Origin of the sequence: Pseudomonas sp. KCJK9058, assembly GCF_046230975.1 — a bacterium.
Lineage (GTDB): Bacteria > Pseudomonadota > Gammaproteobacteria > Pseudomonadales > Pseudomonadaceae > Aquipseudomonas > Aquipseudomonas alloputida.
Window position 1 is genome coordinate 34,283 of record NZ_JBJJLR010000038.1, and the last position, 21,264, is coordinate 55,546.

The following is a 21,264-nucleotide window of genomic DNA, read 5'->3' on the forward strand; positions in this document are numbered from 1 at the left end:
AGTCCTTTGTCCAACTGTAGACGGTCCGTGGAACACTGCCGTTCATTCCTTGAAATCCTTCTATGCGATTTTCCGGGCATTTCTCTCGACCGGCGCCCTGCGGCAGCCAGCCCAACCCTGCTATCATCGACGCCACTTTTTCGTTCACGCCTGCAATGAGTGAATCCATGAGCACCGACAAGACCAATCAGTCCTGGGGCGGCCGCTTCAGTGAGCCCGTCGACGCCTTCGTCGCCCGTTTCACCGCCTCGGTAGATTTCGACAAGCGCCTGTACCGTCACGACATCATGGGTTCGATTGCCCATGCCACCATGCTGGCGCAGGTCGGCGTGCTCAGTGATGCCGAGCGCGACACCATCATCGATGGCCTGAAAACCATCCAGGGCGAGATTGAAGCCGGCAACTTCGACTGGCGTGTCGACCTTGAAGACGTGCACATGAACATCGAAGCACGCCTGACCGACCGCATCGGCATCACCGGCAAGAAGCTGCACACCGGCCGTAGCCGCAACGACCAGGTGGCCACCGACATCCGCCTTTGGCTGCGCGACGAAATCGACCTGATCCTGGGCGAAATCACCCGCCTGCAGCAGGGCCTGCTGGAGCAGGCAGAGCGTGAAGCCGAAACCATCATGCCTGGTTTCACCCACCTGCAGACGGCGCAGCCGGTTACCTTTGGCCACCACCTGCTGGCGTGGTTCGAAATGCTCAGCCGCGACTATGAGCGCCTGGTCGACTGCCGCAAGCGCACCAACCGCATGCCACTGGGCAGCGCCGCGCTGGCCGGCACCACCTACCCGATCGACCGTGAACTGACCTGCAAGCTGCTGGGCTTTGAAGCCGTAGCCGGCAACTCGCTGGATGGCGTGTCGGACCGTGATTTCGCCATCGAATTCTGCGCCGCTGCCAGCGTGGCGATGATGCACCTTTCGCGCTTCTCCGAAGAGCTGGTGCTGTGGACCAGTGCGCAGTTCCAGTTCATCGACCTTCCGGACCGCTTCTGCACCGGCAGCTCGATCATGCCGCAGAAAAAGAACCCGGACGTGCCAGAGCTGGTACGCGGCAAGAGCGGCCGTGTGTTCGGCGCCCTGACCGGCCTGCTGACCCTGATGAAAGGCCAACCACTGGCCTACAACAAGGACAACCAGGAAGACAAGGAACCGCTGTTCGACGCCGCCGATACCCTGCGCGACTCGCTGCGGGCCTTTGCTGACATGATCCCGGCGATCAAGCCCAAGCACGCCATCATGCGTGAAGCGGCCCTGCGTGGCTTCTCCACCGCGACCGACCTGGCCGACTACCTGGTTCGCCGTGGCCTGCCATTCCGTGACTGTCACGAGATCGTTGGCCACGCGGTGAAGTATGGTGTGGACACTGGCAAGGACCTGGCCGAGATGAGCCTGGACGAACTGCGCCAGTTCAGCGATCAGATCGAGCAGGACGTGTTTGCCGTGCTGACGCTGGAAGGCTCGGTGAATGCGCGTGACCACATTGGTGGTACGGCGCCGGCGCAGGTGCGTGCTGCCGTGGTTCGTGGCAAGGCCCTGTTGGCGTCTCGCTAACCTCCGGGGCGAGGGCTTCGCCCTCGTTCGCGGGTAAACCCGCTCCTACAACGGTTGTGCTTTACCTGTAGGAGCGGGTTTACCCGCGAATGACCCAACACAAATCTTAGCGCTTGCCGCTGCGGATCATCTCCATGAAGGCCGGCATCGACGCTTCCTTGTCCGCCAAGATCCGCGCCATGTGCGGGTTTTCCCCCATCAGTTGCAGCAACGCCTTGGCCTGCGGGAAGTCCGCCAGGAAGTCGATGCTCAGCACCTTCTTGCCCACCGCGTTGGCCAGGTCGACCGAGAAGCAGAACATCAGGTCTGCCAGCGTCAACTGCTCGCCCGCAACATAGGGGGCAAAGCGCCCGTTGCGCTTGAGCGTGGCAAACCCGGCCAGCAGGTCCGCACGCGCTTTCTCTTTGATCAGCGAGTCGACCGACATGCCAAAGAACGACTCGGCATAACAGGTACGCGCAGGCAGCTCGATGTACAACTCGATTTCCTTGAGCAGCTCCCGCACCTTGGCTTGGCCGAACGGGTCGGCTGGCAGCAGCGCCTTGCCGCCCTGGGTCTGCTCGATATAGTCGAGGATCACACTGGTTTCGCTGAGGAAGCCATGTTCGGTTTCAAGCACCGGCACCTTGCCCCGCGGGCTCACTTCCAGCGCCTGTGGCGCCTGGCCGCCATAGAAGGTGACTTCCTCGAAAGGCAGGCCTTTTTCGAGCAGGGCCAGCTTTACCATGTTGTAGTAGTTGCTGACCGAAAATCCATGAAGCTTGAGCATGAGGTAACAGCCTCCAGGCCGTAAGGGGTTGGCCTGGCTTTTATAGACTGAACGCCTGCCGCTGACCAGCGTCATGCACCGCGTCAATGCCCAGGCATTGCCGCCATAGGCATGGCACACTGTTGCATCCCATCCTAGGAGTACCGCCATGAGCGAGCCCACCGACATCGGCAATGACGACGACGAAGCCTTCGCCGAGGCAACACTGACCCAAGCCATCGAAAACCAGATCGAGAGCGGCGAGCCGCCTGCAGCAAAGGCCACTTTCAACAAGCTGACGCTGGTCGGCTATGAGCGTGAAGACATTCTGAACCTGATGGCCCATGTGCTGGCCTTCGAAATCGACAACATGCTGGTAGAGGACCGTGCGTTCAACGGCGAGTGGTATGAGAACGCTCTGCGGGCACTGCCGGAGCTGCCGCCTGAGATGGATCAAGGCGACGACGAATAACCCGGCTACACTCGAAGATCAGGCACCGCTGACGGTGCCGCCATCCTTGTCTGGAAGTCAGGAGCTGCCATGCCTTTTACCCCCGATCTGATCGACGAACTGGAAGTACTCGCGCTGTTCAAACACGACAGCAGCCAGGAAGGCATCAAGATAACCAGCACCGCATCCCCCGCCCTGATCGCGGCTGCACAACGCCTGCATGAGAAGGGGCTGACCGATCAACCGGATGGCGGCTACCTGACCAGTCTGGGTCATGACGCCGTTGAAAGTGTCCAACTGCTGCAGAACATTCTCAAGGCGCCACAGCCGGCCTGAGCATCAGGCTAGCGCAAGATCTGAGGCCTTGCGCGGTCCCTGTGGGACCGCGCACGCTCCACTCAGTTGGCCGCAGCACTGCGCCTTTCCGCCAGCCACGAGCGGCCGTAGAGGAGCACGATGGCCAGCAACGCCACCGCCTGCGCCGACAGCGAGTAGGCATCGGCATGAATCCCCAGCCAATCGAACTCGAAGAACGCCACCGGCCGTGTGCCCAGCACGCCGGCCTCTTGCAGCGCCTTCACGCCATGCCCGGCGAATACTACCGACAGCGCGCACAGCAGCGCGGCGTTGATGCTGAAGAACAGCGATAGCGGCAGCTTGGCCGAACCCCGCAGAATCACCCAAGCCAGGCCCACCAGCAGCAACAATGCCGTCGCGCCACCCGCCAGCACCGCCTGATGCCCGGCAGGGCCTGCCTGCAGCCACAGGGTCTCGTAGAACAGGATCACTTCGAACAATTCGCGGTATACCGAGAAGAATGCCAGCACAGCAAAGCCGAAGCGCCCGCCACCGCTGACCAGGCTGCTCTTGATGTAGTCCTTCCAGGCGGCGGCGTGGCGGCGGTCATGCATCCACACACCCAGCCATAGCACCATCACTGCAGCGAACAGTGCGGTGCAGCCTTCCAGCAGCTCGCGCTGGGCCCCCCCCACATCGATCACATAGGCCGCCAGCGCCCAGGTGGCGAAGCCGGCAACCAGCGCCAGGCCCCAGCCGATGTTGACGCTGCGTACTGCCGACTGCTGCCCGGTATTGCGCAGGAAGGCCAGGATCGCCGCCAGCACCAGGATCGCCTCAAGGCCTTCGCGCAGCAGGATCAGCAAACCGGAGATATAACTCAGCGACCAGCTCAGGCCATCGCTTCCCAGCAACTTGGCCGCCTGCTCGAGCTTGGTTTTGGCTTCGGCCAGACGCTGTTCGGCCTGGGCCACGGGCAGACCATCCTGCAGGGATTGACGGTAGGCCATCAGCGATTTTTCGGTGTTCTTACGCGCCTGGGTGTCGATGTTGTCCAGCGAGCTCTCCACCAACTCGAAACCTTCCAGGTAGGCCGCCACCGACAGGTCATAGGCCTGATCGTGGTCGCCTGCGCGGTAGGCCGCCAGGCTCTTGTCCAGTGTGCTGGCAGTGTATTCGAGCAATTGCGCCGGGCCGCGCTTTACTTGGGGCGGCTGGGCACGCTGGGCACGGAATGCCCCTACGGCTTCAGTGCCTTCGCTGGCCGCAACTTCAGCCGGAGTCTGGCGAGCCAGGTCGGCGAGGTTCCACGTCTTGCTACCCTTGCCCGCTTCCGGCTTGGCGGTGAAGCTGGCGATATAAGCAGCCACATCCCAGCGCTGACGGTCGTCCAGTTGGTCAGCAAACGACGGCATTTCGGTGCCGTCGATACCAAGGGCCAGGGTGTTGTAGAGGTCGAACAGGCTCAACTGGTCCAGGCGCGAAACATCGCGCAGGTTGGCGGGTGCAGGCTCCAGGCCCACGCCAGCCGGGCCATCGCCGGCGCCGGTTTCGCCGTGGCAAATCGAGCAGTTTTGCGCGTACAGCGCAGCACCGCGGGCTGGGTCCGGGGTAATCACCGGTGCCTGGCTGACCTCGTAGGCCACAGCCAGTCGCGCACCCAGCTGCCGGGCCTGTTTTGCGACTGCGGCGCCCTCCTGGCGTTGGTCGATGGCTTGGCGTAGCGCTTGAACACCTTGCTCCAGACCATTTTGCTCAGCATTTGCCGGCAGGCCTTTGAGCAGATCGGCCAATACCGCGCTGAACTCCTGTTGTTCGCGATACTCGCCATCGTCGATCACCTTGCCGTCTTGTACGGTCGGCGGGTAGTCGGCACCGATGTAATCGAGCAAATGCAAGGCCTTGATGGCCTCGGCGGGGGCTTCTGCCAGCGCCAGGTTACTGCACAGCGCCAGCACCGGGCCAAGCAACACAGCCGGTAGCCAGGCAAGTAGACGGAAACGGGAATTCATGGCCAGTCTCGGAGGGAATGCGAAAGAGAACATTGTTCACTTACATTTTGCTTCGCTCAAGGCCGCAGGGCGGATTTCATGAAAAATCTTGCTGCAAATTAGGTGAAGCGGGAGGGTTGGCCGAGCGCTTTGCCTTTGGATCGCAGGCAAGCTGCTCCCACAGGTATTGCAGCGCCCTCAAAACCTGTTCTGATCATGTGGGAGCTGGCTTACCAGCGATGGGCCGCACAACGGGCTCAGGTTCTTAAAGGCTATTGACGCACCTTGTTCACCACTTGCTCCATATCATCGATCAGCGCCTTGACCATCTCGCTTAGTATCCGCGCGGCACTATCAGCAATTTTGGCCATCTCCCATTTCAGATTCGACGGGCAGATAACCAGTACAGCCGAGCAGCATGCTTGGCTGCTGGCAGAACAGATCGGAGATGATGACTGTGCTCACACACTTCCTAATTTAAGGACTCAATAAATGACCAATATGCCCTACTGTTCGCCAAGGAAATTTCCCTAATATTATTTGAGTCACCGCTCACCCTGAAGATCTCATAAAGCTCGTGGGCCTGCCCCGGATGAAATCCCTGAGCTTGAGCTTTGGAGGACCAAGCATCGTATAGGTCTGCGCCTATCACGGGGCGCGCTACATTCTCAGGAAGTATCGCGAAAGCTTGCTGCTTGGTATGAAACTGCGTCTCGCCATGAACTCTTCCACGGGGACTATAACGGACATGAATTCCTCGATAACCCGCTGCCGTACCGCTGAAATTTCGAGGTTTTGACTTGAAAATTCGCCCAAGGTCCTTTGCGGCACTGGACATCTGTTCTTGAGGCAAAATCACCATATTTCGAACAATGTCGCCTAGCTCTCTGGGATGCTGAACGCCGAGCCTCTGCACATTATCGATGACTCTTAAACGATTCTGTTTAAATGACGTAGATATTAAGGAGCCACCATAATTTTTCGCAATTCCGGCTGCCTGGCTATCAATGAACTGCTTAGAGGTAGGCGCATAACGATACGTTACAGTGAGCTGCGCGCTAATCCGCCAACGATGAATTTTTTGTGTCATGGCGGCTGAAAAAAAATAGCCGCTTCGGTCGACTCGATTAACCGGATCGCCGGCACAGTAAGCATAGATATTCAAACCACCTAGTGAAAATGGACTATATGGATCCGGGCTCAAAAAGCGCATGAGGATGGAGGAAAATGAACGGACGCCTCTACCGAGAACGTAGAAGCCTGAGAGATCACTTCGATACTCTCCATTGAACCCAAGCACACAGTTCAAAGCACCTGGCCCCGGATACCCATAAGGCGAGTAATTCACATGGCTTTTCACCCCTGTATCCTCCATCTACATAAGTTCAGACTCCACATCTTGCTCAAACACAGGGGTATCCGCCACTAGCAATATTGATAGTATTAATTAAGTCCCAGTGATTACCTGTCCGTCTCCTTCCACCCACCACCCAACGCCAGAAACACCCCAATCTGCCCCATTGCCACTTGGCTGTTCGCCGCCGCCAACTGAGCACGCATATCGGTATAGGTCCGCGTGGCCTGCAAATCCGCCAGGAACGACTCACGCCCCGCCTGGTAATACCGGTGCGTCTGATCCGCCGCTTCTTTCGCCGACCTCTCCGCCTCGGCCAGCGCATCGCGCCGATCGAGCAAGGCGCTGTACTGCGCCAACCGGGTCTGGGTCTCGCGAATGGCGTTCAGCACCACGCCATCGAAATGCGCCAGCGCCGCCTGGGTCGAGGCTTCGGCCATGCGAATGCGGGCACGGGTGCCGTTGGTGGGGATGCTCCAGCTGATCTGCGGGCCAAAACCCCAGCGGTTGGTCGAAGGCTCGCCAAGGTTCTCCAGGATACCGATGGTGCCAACCTGGGCGCCAATGCTGATGTCCGGGTACAAAGCGCCAGTGGCTACGCCAATATAGGCGGTGGCGGCAGCCAGCTGGCGTTCGGCCTGGCGTACGTCGGGGCGGCGCTTGAGCAGGGCCGCGCCATCGCCCACCGGGACCAGCTGGTTCAGGTGCGGCAGCTCGGCGCAATCGGCGGTACCGGCAGGCAACTGGTCGACCGGCTTGGCCAGCAGCGCGGCCAGGGTGTACATGCCCGTCTCGCGTTCGGCCTTGAAGCGTGGCAGTTCGGCACGCAAGGATTTGAACTGGGTCTGCGAGCGGGTGACCTGGGTTTCATCGCCACGCCCAGCATCGCGCAGGCGCTGGTTGAGTTTCACGCTTTGCTCCTGCAAATCGAGGGACTCACGGGCAATGTGGTATTCCTCGTTGGCCGAGCACACCTGGGTATAAGCCTTGACCACGTCCGCCACAAGCGTGATGCGGGCAGTGTCGGCAGCGGCCTGCACTGCGTCGGCATTTGCCTTGGCAGCCTCGGTACCACGCTTGAAGGTGCCCCACAGGTCGAACTGGTACGAGGCACTGATGATGGCCTCACCGATGTTGGCTACCGGCACCTTCTCAGGCTGCAGGAAGGCTTCGCCCGACTCTTGCAACCGCTGAGCGCCGAGTTTGACGCCACCGTTGAAGCCGCCTTGCGATTCCGCCACCTCCACCTGGGCGCGAGCTTTGGCGATGTTGGCCGCCGCCACGCGCAGTTCGGTGTTGGCACTCAGCGCCTGACGCACCAGCTCGTTCAGCCGCTGATCCTGATACAGCTGCCACCAGTCCTCGGGGACCGGCGCCGACACGACGCTGTCGGCATCCTGGCGCAGCGGGCCGTTCAGGTCATTGCGTTGCACGGCCGCATCCCCAGGCACCTCATAGTCGGGGCCCACCATCATGCAGGCCCCCAGCGACAGGCACAGGCCAGCCAGGATCAGCTGTTTCATGGGCGCTGGCCCTCGATGATCGACACCGTGGCAGTACGCCCGGCGATCATGCGGAAGTCTTGCGGCACTTCGTCAAAGGCGATGCGCACCGGAATGCGCTGGGCCAGGCGTACCCAACTGAACGCCGGGTTGACGTTGGGCAGCAGGTTGGCGCCACTGCTACGGTCGCGGTCTTCGATGCCAGCGGCAAAGCTCTGCACATGGCCGCGCAGGCGGGTATTGTCGCCCATCACACGGATGTCCACGGCATCGCCGATGTGTATACCGCCAAGCTTGGTTTCCTCGAAGTAGCCATCGACATGGTACGAGGCGCTATCGACCACCGACAGCACCGGGCGGCCGGCGGTGACGAACTCGTGGTTACGCGGCGCGCGGTCGTTGAGGTAGCCGTCTACCGGGCTGCGCACCACCGAGCGGTCAAGGTTGAGCTGGGCAGTATCGACAGCCACTTGCGCCTCGCTGACAGCCGAACGGGCACGGGCCTCGCGGGACTGGCTTTCTTCCAGTTGCTCCGCGGCCACCAGGTTGCCCAGCTTGCGGTTGCGCTGCGCTTCGCGGGAAGCCTGGGCGAGGGTCTCCTGGCGCTCGCCCAGGGTTGCCTTGGCTTGACGCAAGGCCAGGGTGAAGCGGTCCTGGTCGATGGTGAACAGCACGTCGCCGCGTTTGACGGTCTGGTTGTCACGCACCTCGACCTTCTGGATCAATCCCGACACATCGGGGGCGATCTGGATCACGTCGGCGCGTATGTGGCCGTCACGGGTCCAGGGGGCAAACATGTAGTAGACCACCATCTGCCACACGAGCACGGCGGCGAAGGTCACTACCAGCAAGGTCAGGACCACACGGCCCAAGGTCAGCATCGGTTTTTTCATGGCAGCATCAGGTTTCGGCAAAAGTGGTCCACCGCACCAAGCAGCACGGCATACAGAGCAACATTGAACAATGCCCGGTGCCAGACCAGGCGGTAGAAATGCAGGCGCACCAGCACCGCGTGCACCCCAAGGAACAGCAGGTAGGTGCCAAACATCATCACCAGCAGCGTGGGCAGGAACACCCCGCTGATATCCAGTTCACCAATCACAGGGGTGCTCCGTCGAGGCCGGGGGGCAGTTGCGGTTGTTCAGCTGGCTCGAGCATCACCTCCACACCCGGCAACAGCGCCAGGCGCAGGCCGCTCAGGGCATGCAGCAGGTGGGTGCGGGCATCGCCGCGCTCGTACAGCTCATCCAGGTTAAGCGCCAGGCGAGCGCGTTCCATGTTGCGTAACAGTGCGGCCGGGGCATGCAGGCGTTCGCCAGCACGCAGGCAAGCGGCGTAGTGCGCGCCGACTTCCTCGACCACAGTGTTCAGGCGCTCGCGAGCCTGCTGGCCGGCGCGCGGCATGTACGCCAGCAGGTCGAGCAGGTTCAACCCTACGCGCAGGTCGCGCAGTGCCACGCCACTGTCCTGGCCGGTTTGCGACAGGCGTGGCAGGTGCTGCATCAGGCGGTCGAGCATCTGTACGCCAACCTGGCGGTGCTCGGCCAAGGTCGCAGGCTCGGTCATTTCGACGATGTCGCGCCAGGCGAAGCGGGTCATGCGCTTGGCCGCCAGCTCCACGCCGAACGGGCGCATCACCAGGGTCCAGATAAAGGCGAACAGGAGGCCCGCGGGGCCGGCCAGGTTGGAGTTGAGGAAGGTGAAGAAGTCGGCGTCGTAGGCGCCCTGGATGCTGATGAAGGTCGACGTGTTGACGATGGTCAGCAAGGTGCCCAGGTAGAAGCGCGGCTGTACAGTCAGGGTGCCTATGCAGATGAAAGGTACGGCAAAGGCCAGCACCAGCATCGGGAAGTCGTGCAGGTTAGGCAGTACCAAAAACAGGTACAGACTGGAGAAGATGACCGACATCAGCGTCCAGAAAAAGAACCGGTAGATCTGCGGTGCTGGGTCGTCCATAGCGGCGAAGAAGCTACACGCAACTGCCGCGAGGATGACCGCACTGGCGCCGTCGTTCCAGCCCAGGCCGATCCACAGGCCGCAGGCGACCACGATAGCCAGGACCGTGGAGGCTACCGAGTACAGCATCAGGCCACGGTCGAAAAACGCTGTCAGGCGGCCCAGCCGCCAGTGGCGATACACCGCACGCCAAGGCTTGGCATCATCGGTACGCAGGGCGTGCTGCAGGGTGCAGCAGTCCTGCCACAGGTCGGCCCATTCGGTCAGTCGGTACAGGGCGTTGGACAACAGCAGCTCGGCGCGCTGGTCGAGGGCGGCTGTAGCGGGCTGCAGGCGGCCGATCTGCTCGTGCAACGTTGCCCAGTGCGCTACCGAAGCGCTGTCGGCGTTGCCTTTGAGCCATTCTCGAGCGGCTTCAAGCACGGGTTGAACCTGGGCAAACTGGGCCGGGGCGCGGCCTTCCAGGGCTACCAGTGCATCGTCAAGGGCGTCGATCACCGGCAGCAGATGGATCATCCGCCCGCGCAATTCGCGGGCGTTCTTCAGGGTATGCGGGCCGGCACCTTCGTGGGCGAGCTGACCGATCATCAGCTCCAGCGAGTTGAAGGTGGTGACCATCACCCCGCGCATCCCGCCGACCTTGTCGGCACTGGCATCGCGGGCCAGGTAGGTGTCGCTGTAGCGAATCGCCTCGGTGAACCAGTTTCCGGTGGCACCGACTACCACCGGCGCCAGCCGGCGTGGCCAGAAGATAGCCCCGACGACTGCCGCGCAGACAATTCCCAAACAGATTTCCTGCGCGCGAGAAGAGGCCACATCGAACACTGCCAGCGGATTATCCACCACGGCCAAGGCAATCATCGGCAGGGTATAACCGGCCAGCATCAGCACGTAGTTGTTGGCCGTGCGCAGGTTCAGCGAAAGGAACAGCAAGGTGCCGGTCCACAGGGCAATGGCGATGCTCAGCAGCAACGGTGACTGCACCAGCGGCGGCACCAGGAAGATTGCCCCGCCAGCGCCGAGCAACGTGCCGACGGCACGGTACAACGCCTTGGAGCTGGTCGGGCCGACGAAGGGGCTGGAGACGATGTACACCGTAGCCATGGCCCAGTAGGGACGCGGCAGTTGCATGAGCAGAGCAATGTACAGGGCAATCATGGACGCGCCGAAGGTGCGCACGCCGTAGAACCAGTCACGGGCCGGAGGGACAGAGCTGAAGAAACCGTTCATGCCACCCCGCCTGCGCTGCCCAGACCGGCAGCCTCGAAGGCACGAAGCACACGCAAGGCAGCTTCCAGGTCGGCCTGATCGATACCGCCGAGCACATCGCGGCGCAAGCGCACCAGTTCGGCTTCAATGGCTTCGGCCAGGGCACGGCCTTCGGCAGTCAGGCTCAGTGCCTTGGCGCGGCGATCCAGTGGGTCCTCGCTGCGGCACACCAGGCCAGCTTTGCACAGTTGGTCAAGCAGGCGTACCAGCGACGGGCTTTCCAGGCCAGCGGCCTGGGCCACAGCCACCTGGTGCACGCCGTCGCCCAGGCGCACGATCATCAGCAACGGCGCAGCGCAGGCCTCGGAAATGCCGTAGCCGGTCAAGGCGGTATGACAGATGCGCCGCCAGTGGCGGGCAGCAACTACCAGGCCACTGCTGACTTGCAGGCGCAGGAAATCAAGGGACATGAAGAGAACCAAGTATATTCATAGTTTGCTAACTATCAATATACGCCCCGACATCCCCCTGTCGTCAACAGGGGGCGACGGATAGCCGGGGGTTAAATGTTGTTCATTTTTCAGCCAGTGCTGGCGCGCTTCGCGGGTAAACCCGCACACAGGGGCTGCACCGGTTTCGGAATCTACGCAATCCCTGTGCAGCACTGGAGAGAAATACTCAGGGCTGGATCTGGTCTTCCAGCTTCATGGTCAAGGCCAATGTACTGCCCATTTGCACCGCCCGGTCCCGCCACTCCTGATACCGCACCGCATCACGGCTGCTGAAATGCACCGCCAGCTCCTCTGCCGCTTGCACCACCCCCGCCGCTGCTGCCAGCTCAAGCCAGTACAGCGCTGCCTTGAGGTTGGCCTCTACGTGCAGCCCATGCATCAGCCGGTAGCCCACTTCAAAACGACAACGCGCCTCGCCCTGTTCGGCGCCACGCATGAACCACTGGTAGGCCTGCACCAGGTCAACCTGCCACTCCAGGTCACCGTCGCACACCTCCTCCTCATACAGGTCACCCAGTGCGGCGGCGGCATGCAGCATGCCGCGGTCGAAGGCCTGCCGGTAACACTCCGCCGCCTGCACATAGGAAGGGTCGATGCCTTTGCCGAAGTAGTGTTGTTGCCCAAGGTTGAACCAGGCAGCAGCATTGCCCTGCAGGGCCGCCATGCGCAACAGGTGCCCGGCCAGCACGGTATCGGCCCGCCAGTACTTGCCGTTGAGCCAGATCCAGCCGAGATCGTTCAATGCGGACACGCTGCCTTGCAATGCCTGGCGCCGCAGGTCGACATACACCGCCTGCAGGTCGTTGGCCTCATCCAGGCGGTTGACCAGCAGTGACCGCTGGCTGGGCAAGCCCACACCGGAGAACAGCCGCTGTCGCCTTCCTGCAGGGGCAGGAGGGGCGATGACCCGCTCGGGCAGAAGGCGGGCAAGTAGCGAATGGATATTGCTGGCAACAGACATGTTCATCCTCATTGAACGACGCACAGCCCCAACCTTCGGCTGTGATGAGGCGTGATTCTGCGTGATGTCACGTCAAAACCTGTCGCGAACGAACCGGCACGAGGCAACCAAATGCGACTTCCTTGATCTGAGCAGGCTGTGGCCAATTGCCATGCCCCTCGCATGCCGCCATCCTATTGCGGCAAGCCTAGACAAGGACGTTATCTTTTGCCGTTCGCCACCACTCGCGCCACCCTTAGCCGACAGTGGGCGCTGCTGCGCCAGTTGCCCAGCCGTTCCCCAGGCATAACCAGCGCCGAGCTGGTCTGGCGCCTGCGTGACGTGGGGTTCACGGTCAGCAAACGCACTGTCGAGCGTGACCTCAACGAGCTTTCGCTGATATTCCCGCTGGAGCGCAATGACAAGAGCATTCCGTTCGGTTGGCACTGGTCGGCCAGTGCCGTGGGCGAATTGCGCGGCAATTTCGACTTGCTGACACATCTGCGAGGGGATGCGTTGCAGCCATCGCAGGGTGAGGGCGTGGAGCTGGTGGCGCGAATCAGCGATGCACTGGCGCGGCAGTTGCGGGATGCGCCGTTGAGCAGCGACATGCAGCTGACGGCACTGGAGCATGGGCATCGGTTACGCGGTACGGTAAGTGACGGCTGGCCATTACGCTGGTGGCTGTTGAGCCATGGGGACGGGGTGGTAGTTGAGCAGCCTGCCGGCTTGCGGGAAGAGATTGGCAAAATTCTGAGCAATGCGGCAGCTCAGTACCAGAATTTGTAGCCAGTACAGGGTCTTTCGCGGCGGTTCGGCGCCTCGCCCCTTTTTCAAGGACGAAGATCCCGCAGACGCGGATTGTAGCGTCAATCTGCCGCGAAAAGGCCGGTACTGGCTAACCGGCTAGCGCTGCATCCCCCATCGCCGCACCGTCAACCGCTCCAGCGTATTGAACACCAGCCCTTCCACCAGCAGACCGATCAGGATCACCACCGCCAACCCGGCAAAGACCTTGTCGGTATACAGTTCGTTGCGGTTCTGGAAGATGTACCAACCCAACCCGCCTTTGCCACTGCTGGCACCAAACACCAACTCAGCGGCGATCAGGGTACGCCAGGCAAACGCCCAGCCGATCTTCAACCCCGACAAGATCGACGGCAGGGCTGCTGGCACGAGGATGTGCAATACCAGCCGCAGGCCCTTCAGACCATAATTGCGGCCCGCCATGCGAAGCGTCTCCGACACACCGAGGAAGCCGGCATAAGTATTCAGCGCCAACGCCCATAGCACCGAATGCACCAGCACGAAGATCAGGCTGTTGTCACCCAGCCCGAACCACAGCAAGGCCAGCGGCAGCAGGGCAATGGCCGGCAACGGGTTGAACATCGAGGTTAGTGTGCCCAGTAAGTCTCGGCCCAATTGGGTCGACACCGCCAGGCTGGTCAGGCCAAACGCCAAGACGATACCCAGCACATAGCCTTTGAGCAGTATTACCAGCGAAACACCGACCTTGGCGGGCAGTTCACCACTGATCATACCGTCCCATAGCGCCGCGGCGGTTTGCAGAAAACTTGGCAGCAGCAGGTCATTGTCCTGGTAGCGGGCAACGGCTTCCCATAGCACAGCGATCACCAGCAATATGACCGCCTTTCTCAACCAGCCTTGTTGCCACAGGCGTTGGGCCAAGGGGAGTTGTCGTTCTACAGGCACACTGAGCAGGGGCTCCAGCTGCACCTCGTATTCCTGGCGTACAGGTGTAGTGGTCACGGCTGAGGCTCCTGTCAGTAGGCGATACGAATATCGTTGAACCCAAGGTTGTCAGGCTGTTCCGGGATATCGGCTTCATCGAACAGCAAACGGTGGATACGCCGGGCACTGGCCTGGAAGTCGCTGCCACCCAGGCTGCCCAAGCCGTATTGATGGCTGTGCACTTCGGCGCGCACCCGCCCCGGGTGGGGCGACAACAACAGGATGCGGTTGCCGACTACCAGTGCTTCTTCGATGGAGTGGGTGACGAACAACAGGGTGAACCGCACTTCCTCCCACAGCAGCAGCAGCTCTTCTTGCATCTTGCGCCGGGTCAGCGCATCCAGGGCGGCGAACGGCTCATCCATCAACAGGATCTTGGGCTGGGTGGCCAAGGCCCGGGCAATTGCCACACGTGCCTTCATACCACCGGACAACGTGTGTGGATAAGCATCGGCAAAGGCGGCAAGACCGACCTTCTCCAGATAATGCAGCGCCCGCTCCTCCGCCTCCGCACGCTTGAGTTGGCCAGACACCAGCAGCGGAAAGATGACGTTCTGCTTCACCGTTTTCCACGGCGGCAACTGGTCAAACTCCTGGAACACCACGATGCGGTCCGGGCCTGGGCCACGAACTGTCTGGCCCTGCAGCAGAATCTGGCCTTCTTGCGGCTGGATAAAACCGGCCACGGCTTTGAGCAGGGTGGACTTGCCACAGCCGGAGGGGCCGAGCAGTACAAAACGATCAGTGCGGTCGACTTCGAAGCTGACCTGATGGGTGGCCCGCACCACGCGTTGCGCGGTACGGTATTCGAGGCTGAGGTTATCCACCTTGAGCAAAGGCGGCGCTGCAACACGGCTCAGGTTGCTGGCCGTGTGGCCTGGCAATGGGGCGGTCATGATCGGTCAGCTCCCCTGCAGCGGGCGTTCATCCTGGAAGAAGTAATCCTTCCACGATTGCGGCTTGTGCTTGATGGCGCCTACCCGATAGAGAAAATCGGCCAGCTTGTAGGTGTTCTTGGGCGTAACGGTGAATTCGTACTGCGGGTTGTCGATCAGCTTGATCAGCGCGTCGCGGTCGATCTTGGCCTTGGTTACGCGGATATAGGTGTCGGCGGCAGCGGCCTTGTCTTTCTGGGCGAAGTCTGCGGCTTCGGCCAGGGCATCGACGAAGGCCTTGTAGGTCTTGGGGTTGTCCTTGCGGAACTTCTCGGTAGCAAACAGCAAGGTCGGCGAGTTGGGGCCGAGCAGGTCGTAGCTGTTGAGCACCACGTGCACGTCCTTGTTGGCCAGCACCTGGTCCTGGAACGGCGGGTTGGAGAAGTGCCCGTTCAGCTCGGTGCCGCCCGCCAACAGCGCGGCGGTGGCGTCCGGGTGCGGCACGGCCAAGGTGTATTTGTCGAGGCGGTTGTATTCCTTGTCGCCCCACTGCTGGGCAGCGGCGTACTGCAGGAAGCGCGACTGCACCGAAACACCCACCGCCGGAACGGCGATACGGTCTTTGTCGGAGATGTCGGCGATGGTCTTCACGTTGGGGTTGCTGCTGACCAGGTAGTACGGGAAGTTGCCCAGCGAAGCCACGGCCTTCACGTTCTGCCGGCCCTTGGTGCGGTCCCAGACGGTCAACAGCGGTCCGACACCAGCGCCGGCGATGTCCACCGAACCGGACAACAATGCATCGTTGACGGCCGAGCCACCCGACAGCTGCGCCCAATCGACTTCGATGTCGATGCCCTGCTCCTTGCCGTGTTTCTCAATCAGGTGCTGGTCACGCACCACGTTCAGCAGCAGGTAGACGATGCCGAATTGTTCGGCAATACGGATCTTGCCTTCGGCCTGGGCCACGGCGGGGGCGGCTAGGCTGCCGACGACCAGGCTTGCGCCCAGGCCGATGCTTGCCGCCAGGCGGCTGATGGATTTGCGCATGATGGTTTCCTCAGTCGTCAGAACGGGGCATCGCCCTGGATGGTGGTGCGGTACAGCTTGCGCCGCAGGTGCGCGGGGCAGCCGGTGGCCAAGTGGATCAGCGAGCGGTTGTCCCAGAACACCAGGTCATGGGGCTGCCACTGGTGGCGGTAAATGTTCTGCTCCAGCACGCTAAGGGCATACAGCTGCTGCAGCACGTCTCGGCTTTCATCATCAGGCAGGCCGACAATGCGGGTGGTGAAGCCTTCACTGACGAACAGGGCCTTGCGGCCGTTTTCCGGGTGGGTGCGGACTACCGGGTGAATGACCTCCTTTACCTGCGCCAGTTGCTCGGCAGTCAGGGTCGGGCGCCAGTTGCCTTCGAATTTGGTTTCAGCGTAACGGGCGGTATAGGAGTGAGCGGCACTGCGGCCCTCGACCACTTTGCGCAGGGTGTCAGGTACAGCGTCCCAGGCTTTATGCATGTCGGCGAACAAGGTGTCACCGCCTTCACTGGGCAGTTCCTGGGCATGCAGCATGGAACCGAGGCTTGGCAGCTCTTTGTACGACAGGTCCGAATGCCAGAACTTGCCGGCATCACCCAGGCCGATGTTCTGGCCATTTTCGATGATGTTGGAAACGATCAGGATCTCGGGGTGGCCAGTCAGCAAGAACTGCTTGAGCACATGGATCTGTAACTCACCGAAGCGGCGGCTAAAGGCGATCTGCTGTTCCGGGCTGATACGCTGGTCGCGGAACACCAGCACATGGTGGTCGAGGTGGGCGCGATGGATACGGGTGAAATCCTCGGCGCTGACCGGTTTGGCCAGGTCCAGGCCTATGATCTCGGCGCCGACGGCACCCGAGAAGGGGCGAACTTCAAAAACTTGCGGCTGGGCGCTGTCGATGGACGACAAGGCGTTCAAGGCGGCTGACATTTTTCACTCCCACGCAATGCGCAACCTCAATGGCGCGCAACGATCAGAAACGCACGGGGATTTCCCGTGTGGGTTCAAGTCGTGCGGCGCATCGATTGGTCGACGGGTACGCAGTGAAAGCGACTATAAAGTCATAAAGCCAATATTTTAAATACCATTAAGGAATAACAATATCACTCTCGCGGGAGCGTCCTGCAGTCAGATCAGCCCGCCCTGCTCTTCTTCGTCAATCAGGTTATTGAGGCTGCTGAGCGCCTTGCGCGCCGTGGAACGGTTGAGCAGCTTGGCCTGCGCGCCTGCGGGCAGGTCGGTGATCTTGAACACGCCCTTGGCGGTCAACACGTCGATCAGGTCCTCAAGCACGCGGATCATGTCCAGGTCGCTTTGTTTGAGCTGGTTGAGGCTGTTTTCCACGACATCATCGGCAAACCATTCCTGGATATCGGCATGGTCTGAAGGGAGCATTTCGGTGAACTGATCAAACGCGGCTGCTTCCACCCGCAGCAACTGGCCGGCGGCGTTGCGTTGCACGTAGAACATGGCGATGTCCCTCGTCACATTGGTTCCTTGTTGGTAGACAGCAGCATAGGCAAAGATCGCCGGGCGCGCAGGCCCGGCGCCAGAGTATGCGCTGTTGGCGGGTGGCAGGAAAGAGCCGGGGCCGCTGTGCGGCCCCGGTGGTCTGTCAGCTGTCCTTGTTGTGGATGATGATGGTCGGATCGGCACCGCTGATCAACGAGTTGATCGTCTGGTTGGACCAGTTGACGCCTTCCAGCTTGATGGTCACGTCGGCGTTGGCGATACCACCTTCGGCGTTGAGCTTGCCTTCGCTACTGACTTGCAACGTGGTCGTACCCTCCACCGTGGTGAGCTTCAGGTAGTTGTCGATGGTGCTGCCCTTCTCGCCCTGCAGCAGGTCCTTCAGGTCGATACGGTCTCCCTCGGCCTTGTTGAAGTCCTTGATCACGTCGTTACCGATGTCGCCAGCCTTCCATACGAAGGTGTCGGCACCGCTGCCACCGATCAGGATATCGTCGCCCTGGCCACCGATCAGGGAGTCATTGCCGGTACCGCCCAGCAGGATGTCGTTACCTTTGCCACCATCGAGCGTGTCGCTGCCACCTTGGCCGAAGAGGATGTCATTGCCATTGCCGCCCGACAGGATGTCGTTGCCGTCTTTGACACCGGAGATATCGAACTCGGTGTAGTGCTCGGTGATGTACTGGTGAACATTGCTGGTAGTGACAGCACTGACTTCAACACCGCTCTTCTGTGCAACGTACGTCTGCAGGGCCTGGTAGCCCTCGCTGACGACACCGTTGAGGGTGATCAGGTCACCGAAGATGATGTCGTTGCCGTTACCACTATCGATGGTGTCGGCACCTGGCACCGTTGCTTCGGAGTGACCGAGAATCGCCTTGGCCAAATCGGACGGGTCGATATTGGTCTGTGGCTTGCCGGCACTGTCGTAAGGTTTCAGATCGTTCAGCGTGACATCGCTGTTCAGGCCGATAGCCTGGACTTTGCTCAAGCCATTGGTGCCGCCCAATACTGCGAAACTTTCAGTAGAACCTGCGGCCGAGTAGACGTAGTTCCAGTAATCCGCGTAGCCGGTACCGTCCAGGCTGGAGAGTTCATAGGTACCATCACCTTGTGCATGCAGGGTGCCGACCGTCTTGGTGGAGTCAAGCACCAACTCACCGCGGCGGTTCTCGGTATAGGTCAGCACTTTGACCACACCATTGCTGCTGATCTCGACCTTGTGAGTCGCATCGGCCCAGGCGCTGAACGTGTCACCCATCTTGTAATTGTTGACGTTGACTACATCATCCAGGCTCTTGCCATTCTTCCACAGGCTAGGGTTGGTGGACTCACCGCTCTGATAATAGGTTGGCTTACCGTCGGTAATGAAGTAAGTCAGGTTCTCCGCACCTTTGTTGCCGGTGGCCATGGTGCTGTTGAAGAAGTTGGACGTGGTCTTGAACGCGTCTTCATAGTTGGTACCGCCACCGTAGTAGCCGCCCACCATCGAGTTCAATACCGCCTGCAACTTGCTCAAAGCATCCGGGTCGGCAAGGTTCACTGCCACGTTCTTGTTTACCTGGGTATCGAAGTCGACCAGGAAGATGTTTACGGTACCCGAGGTGTCCGAGCCCAGGCTGGCCTTGAGCGTGTTGAACACCGAGGCCAACTGCGTCTTGGCGTCGGCAATCGACTTGTCGCTCATACTGCCCGAGCTGTCGACCATGAAGGCGATGTTGTAGTTCTTGCCCTGAACCACGTTCAGCCCGGATACGTCAGCGACGATGATGTCGTTGCCTTCACTACCGGTCATCGTGTCATTGCCCGAGGTACCCACACTGGCCTTGTAGGTCGCAGCGTACACCGTCACCGGGATATTGCCGGTGGTGATGGCCGAGCCGCCCAGGCTTTCGGTGGCAGTCGAGGTAACCGTGATGTCGAACGAGCCTTTGTAATAGGCCGGCGGGGTCAGCGTCAGGCTGCTGAGTTTCCAGCCTGTCACATCGACCGGGGCAGTACCAACCGTGACCGTGTGGCCTGCACCATCGCTCAATACGGTACCTTTCGGGATACCGCTGAGTGTCACGTTCAGGCTTTCGGAGCCGTCAGTGTCGGTCAGGGCGGTGGAAATACCGACCAGTTTCACCGAGCCACCCTCAGGCCCTTCGTTGAGCTTGTAGCCGTCGTAGTAGCTCTGACCATTCACGGTGTGCAGGTCGGACACGCCCAGGCCTGCGTTCGCCATCTCGGTCACGTTCTGGTACATCTTGACGTTCGAGCTGCTCAGGTCGGTAACGGCACCGGAGCCTACCTGGATGTTCAGGTCATAGCTGCCTGGACCGGACTGGTTGGCATGGTAGACCTCGATCGGGTAGTAGCCGCTGGTATTTGGGGTAAAGGTACCCGACACCCCACCACCGGCTCCCCAGGTGGCCGTGACTACAGTCTTGCCACCGATGGTGACCACGAAGCTGTCGTCGGCCAAACCACTGAAGGTATAGACCTTGCCGGCTTCCAGGTAGATCAGGCCCGACGTTTTCGAACCGGTGCCAGCGGTGACGCTGCCATCGGACTGCACGTTGGTAGTGGTGCTGCTGGAGTTCGCGCTGCCGGAGTTGGCAAAGACCGTCTTCAGATCCTCGCCGGTAATGCCGTTGCCGCCAGTACCCAGGCCTTTGAGGCTGGTCCAGACTTCCTTGGTCAGCCCTTTGGACTCGATATCGGCGCTGCCGAAGCTCAGGGTCGGTTTGTCGGCAACCGGGCTGATATCGACCTTCATGGTCACTTCGCTGCCCAAGTTGGTGCCATCGTTCGGCTTGAACTTGAACTGGGCGTAGTCAGCCTTCTGGTTACCCACGCCATTACCACCGTAGTTGTCCGCACCCGACTGGTTAAGGGCCGGAACGAACTTCAGGTTCTTGGCAGTGATATCAGCCTGGCTGACCACCTGGCCAACGGCCACATTCACCCAGGCAGTACCGTTGAAGAACTGCAAGTTGCCGGCGGCCGGGAGCGAGGTAATGGTCACAGACAGGTTAGTGTTGCCGTCGGCATCAGTGACTTTGAAATCACTCCAGGCAAACACGTAATCGGTGTCCTCCACGCCAAATACTGCGCCGCCAGGCGAAACCGGCAGGTGGTCATTGTCAAGAATGGTGGTCGTCACGCTCGATTTGCTGCTATCAACCTGCAGGTTCTCGAAGTTACCACCCGTGGCGGTTTCGATCTTCACGACGAAGTTCTCGGTACCTTCGACCAGTTTGTCATCGAGGGTAGCGATGTTGAACGTCGTGCCTGTGCTGTTGGCCGGAATCTTCACGGTCGCAACACCGGTGAAGTCATCACCGTTTTTGGCGGTACCGCTGTAGCTAAGGGTGATAGTGACTTCGGACTTGGACGCGTTGCTCAGGGTCAGCGTGTACTGGCCGGTTTCACCTTCGGTCAGAGAAGACGTGCCGGTAATACCAACGGTGGTGACGTCACCCTGGTTGCCGGTGCCCGGCGTTCCCGTACCTGGTTCGTCGGTCACAGCGGTGCTGACCGGGGTTTTGTCCAGCGTCAGTTGCTCGAACTTGCCGACATCTGCGCCCGCAACGGTTGCGATCGATTTGATCACAGGGTCGTTGGTA

At 60.7% G+C, this 21,264-nt stretch carries 19 protein-coding genes; 4 read left to right on the forward strand and 15 right to left on the reverse strand.

The features are described 5' to 3' along the window. The first annotated feature begins 167 nt into the window (after nt 1–167). Complete coding sequence (argH, locus tag ACK59Z_RS18995; protein ID WP_003255897.1) at nt 168–1,562, forward strand: argininosuccinate lyase; 1,395 nt, start codon at nt 168–170, stop codon at nt 1,560–1,562. A 106-nt stretch (nt 1,563–1,668) separates the two neighbouring features. Here the strand turns inward: argH and ACK59Z_RS19000 are convergent, their stop codons facing one another. Then, nucleotides 1,669–2,331 (reverse strand): glutathione S-transferase, encoded by a 663-nt coding sequence (locus ACK59Z_RS19000; RefSeq protein ID WP_003255898.1) that lies wholly within the window; start codon nt 2,329–2,331, stop codon nt 1,669–1,671. Nucleotides 2,332–2,479: 148 nt separating this feature from the next. Between ACK59Z_RS19000 and ACK59Z_RS19005 the strand changes: the two genes are divergently transcribed. Further along, nucleotides 2,480–2,782, forward strand: coding sequence for a hypothetical protein (locus ACK59Z_RS19005; RefSeq protein ID WP_021782550.1), 303 nt, complete (start codon nt 2,480–2,482; stop codon nt 2,780–2,782). Nucleotides 2,783–2,851: 69 nt separating this feature from the next. After that, entirely contained in the window at nt 2,852–3,097 is a 246-nt protein-coding gene (locus ACK59Z_RS19010; protein WP_021782549.1) for a TIGR02647 family protein, read from the forward strand. A gap of 62 nt (nt 3,098–3,159) precedes the next feature. Here ACK59Z_RS19010 and ACK59Z_RS19015 read toward each other — a convergent pair whose 3' ends face one another. From ACK59Z_RS19015 to ACK59Z_RS19050, 8 genes are all read right to left on the reverse strand, one after another. After that, nucleotides 3,160–5,103, reverse strand: coding sequence for an FTR1 family protein (locus ACK59Z_RS19015; protein WP_108190274.1), 1,944 nt, complete (start codon nt 5,101–5,103; stop codon nt 3,160–3,162). A gap of 418 nt (nt 5,104–5,521) precedes the next feature. Further along, nucleotides 5,522–6,409, reverse strand: a complete 888-nt coding sequence (locus ACK59Z_RS19020) for an RHS repeat-associated core domain-containing protein (RefSeq protein WP_230849510.1) — start codon at nt 6,407–6,409, stop codon at nt 5,522–5,524. A gap of 101 nt (nt 6,410–6,510) precedes the next feature. After that, nucleotides 6,511–7,926: an efflux transporter outer membrane subunit gene (locus tag ACK59Z_RS19025; protein WP_021782546.1), complete on the reverse strand. Its 1,416-nt coding sequence runs from the start codon at nt 7,924–7,926 to the stop codon at nt 6,511–6,513. Beyond that, nucleotides 7,923–8,798 (reverse strand): HlyD family secretion protein, encoded by an 876-nt coding sequence (locus ACK59Z_RS19030; protein WP_003255903.1) that lies wholly within the window; start codon nt 8,796–8,798, stop codon nt 7,923–7,925. Before ACK59Z_RS19030 ends, ACK59Z_RS19025 begins: the two co-directional genes overlap by 4 nt. Then, nucleotides 8,795–9,007, reverse strand: a complete 213-nt coding sequence (locus ACK59Z_RS19035) for a DUF1656 domain-containing protein (RefSeq protein ID WP_003255905.1) — start codon at nt 9,005–9,007, stop codon at nt 8,795–8,797. The genes ACK59Z_RS19030 and ACK59Z_RS19035 overlap by 4 nt, the downstream gene beginning before the upstream one ends. Then, complete coding sequence (locus tag ACK59Z_RS19040; protein WP_409293560.1) at nt 9,004–11,091, reverse strand: FUSC family protein; 2,088 nt, start codon at nt 11,089–11,091, stop codon at nt 9,004–9,006. Before ACK59Z_RS19040 ends, ACK59Z_RS19035 begins: the two co-directional genes overlap by 4 nt. Beyond that, nucleotides 11,088–11,540, reverse strand: coding sequence for a MarR family winged helix-turn-helix transcriptional regulator (locus ACK59Z_RS19045; protein WP_003255908.1), 453 nt, complete (start codon nt 11,538–11,540; stop codon nt 11,088–11,090). Before ACK59Z_RS19045 ends, ACK59Z_RS19040 begins: the two co-directional genes overlap by 4 nt. A 208-nt stretch (nt 11,541–11,748) precedes the next feature. Beyond that, complete coding sequence (locus tag ACK59Z_RS19050; protein WP_017147865.1) at nt 11,749–12,543, reverse strand: tetratricopeptide repeat protein; 795 nt, start codon at nt 12,541–12,543, stop codon at nt 11,749–11,751. Nucleotides 12,544–12,750: 207 nt separating this feature from the next. On the opposite strand from ACK59Z_RS19050, the gene ACK59Z_RS19055 reads away from it, so the two are divergent. Then, entirely contained in the window at nt 12,751–13,311 is a 561-nt protein-coding gene (locus tag ACK59Z_RS19055) for a WYL domain-containing protein (RefSeq protein ID WP_070096106.1), read from the forward strand. A 117-nt stretch (nt 13,312–13,428) separates the two neighbouring features. On the opposite strand, the gene ACK59Z_RS19060 is transcribed toward ACK59Z_RS19055, so the two are convergent. From ACK59Z_RS19060 to ACK59Z_RS19085, 6 genes are all read right to left on the reverse strand, one after another. Next, complete coding sequence (locus ACK59Z_RS19060) at nt 13,429–14,292, reverse strand: ABC transporter permease (protein ID WP_047603252.1); 864 nt, start codon at nt 14,290–14,292, stop codon at nt 13,429–13,431. Between the two features lie 14 nt (nt 14,293–14,306). After that, complete coding sequence (locus ACK59Z_RS19065; protein ID WP_003255915.1) at nt 14,307–15,170, reverse strand: ABC transporter ATP-binding protein; 864 nt, start codon at nt 15,168–15,170, stop codon at nt 14,307–14,309. Between the two features lie 6 nt (nt 15,171–15,176). Next, nucleotides 15,177–16,196: an ABC transporter substrate-binding protein gene (locus tag ACK59Z_RS19070; RefSeq protein WP_010951558.1), complete on the reverse strand. Its 1,020-nt coding sequence runs from the start codon at nt 16,194–16,196 to the stop codon at nt 15,177–15,179. A 17-nt stretch (nt 16,197–16,213) separates the two neighbouring features. Next, nucleotides 16,214–17,113, reverse strand: coding sequence for a TauD/TfdA family dioxygenase (locus ACK59Z_RS19075; protein WP_003255919.1), 900 nt, complete (start codon nt 17,111–17,113; stop codon nt 16,214–16,216). A 198-nt stretch (nt 17,114–17,311) separates the two neighbouring features. Next, nucleotides 17,312–17,653, reverse strand: coding sequence for a hypothetical protein (locus tag ACK59Z_RS19080; RefSeq protein ID WP_003255921.1), 342 nt, complete (start codon nt 17,651–17,653; stop codon nt 17,312–17,314). Nucleotides 17,654–17,798: 145 nt separating this feature from the next. Continuing rightward, nucleotides 17,799–21,264 (reverse strand): type I secretion C-terminal target domain-containing protein (locus ACK59Z_RS19085; protein WP_409293561.1); only part of this gene is annotated, 3,466 nt, incomplete at its 5' end.

What these genes read in the sequence shown, in the direction of transcription:
- ACK59Z_RS19040 (WP_409293560.1), bottom strand. Translation starts at nt 11,091, where the DNA reads ATGAACGGTTTCTTCAGCTCTGTCCCTCCGGCCCGTGACTGGTTCTAC.
- ACK59Z_RS19000 (WP_003255898.1), bottom strand. Translation starts at nt 2,331, where the DNA reads ATGCTCAAGCTTCATGGATTTTCGGTCAGCAACTACTACAACATGGTA.
- ACK59Z_RS19030 (WP_003255903.1), bottom strand. Translation starts at nt 8,798, where the DNA reads ATGAAAAAACCGATGCTGACCTTGGGCCGTGTGGTCCTGACCTTGCTG.
- ACK59Z_RS19005 (WP_021782550.1), top strand. Translation starts at nt 2,480, where the DNA reads ATGAGCGAGCCCACCGACATCGGCAATGACGACGACGAAGCCTTCGCC.
- ACK59Z_RS19010 (WP_021782549.1), top strand. Translation starts at nt 2,852, where the DNA reads ATGCCTTTTACCCCCGATCTGATCGACGAACTGGAAGTACTCGCGCTG.
- ACK59Z_RS19050 (WP_017147865.1), bottom strand. Translation starts at nt 12,543, where the DNA reads ATGTCTGTTGCCAGCAATATCCATTCGCTACTTGCCCGCCTTCTGCCC.
- ACK59Z_RS19065 (WP_003255915.1), bottom strand. Translation starts at nt 15,170, where the DNA reads ATGACCGCCCCATTGCCAGGCCACACGGCCAGCAACCTGAGCCGTGTT.
- ACK59Z_RS19080 (WP_003255921.1), bottom strand. Translation starts at nt 17,653, where the DNA reads ATGTTCTACGTGCAACGCAACGCCGCCGGCCAGTTGCTGCGGGTGGAA.
- ACK59Z_RS19070 (WP_010951558.1), bottom strand. Translation starts at nt 16,196, where the DNA reads ATGCGCAAATCCATCAGCCGCCTGGCGGCAAGCATCGGCCTGGGCGCA.
- ACK59Z_RS19045 (WP_003255908.1), bottom strand. Translation starts at nt 11,540, where the DNA reads ATGTCCCTTGATTTCCTGCGCCTGCAAGTCAGCAGTGGCCTGGTAGTT.
- ACK59Z_RS19075 (WP_003255919.1), bottom strand. Translation starts at nt 17,113, where the DNA reads ATGTCAGCCGCCTTGAACGCCTTGTCGTCCATCGACAGCGCCCAGCCG.
- argH (WP_003255897.1), top strand. Translation starts at nt 168, where the DNA reads ATGAGCACCGACAAGACCAATCAGTCCTGGGGCGGCCGCTTCAGTGAG.
- ACK59Z_RS19025 (WP_021782546.1), bottom strand. Translation starts at nt 7,926, where the DNA reads ATGAAACAGCTGATCCTGGCTGGCCTGTGCCTGTCGCTGGGGGCCTGC.
- ACK59Z_RS19015 (WP_108190274.1), bottom strand. Translation starts at nt 5,103, where the DNA reads ATGTTCTCTTTCGCATTCCCTCCGAGACTGGCCATGAATTCCCGTTTC.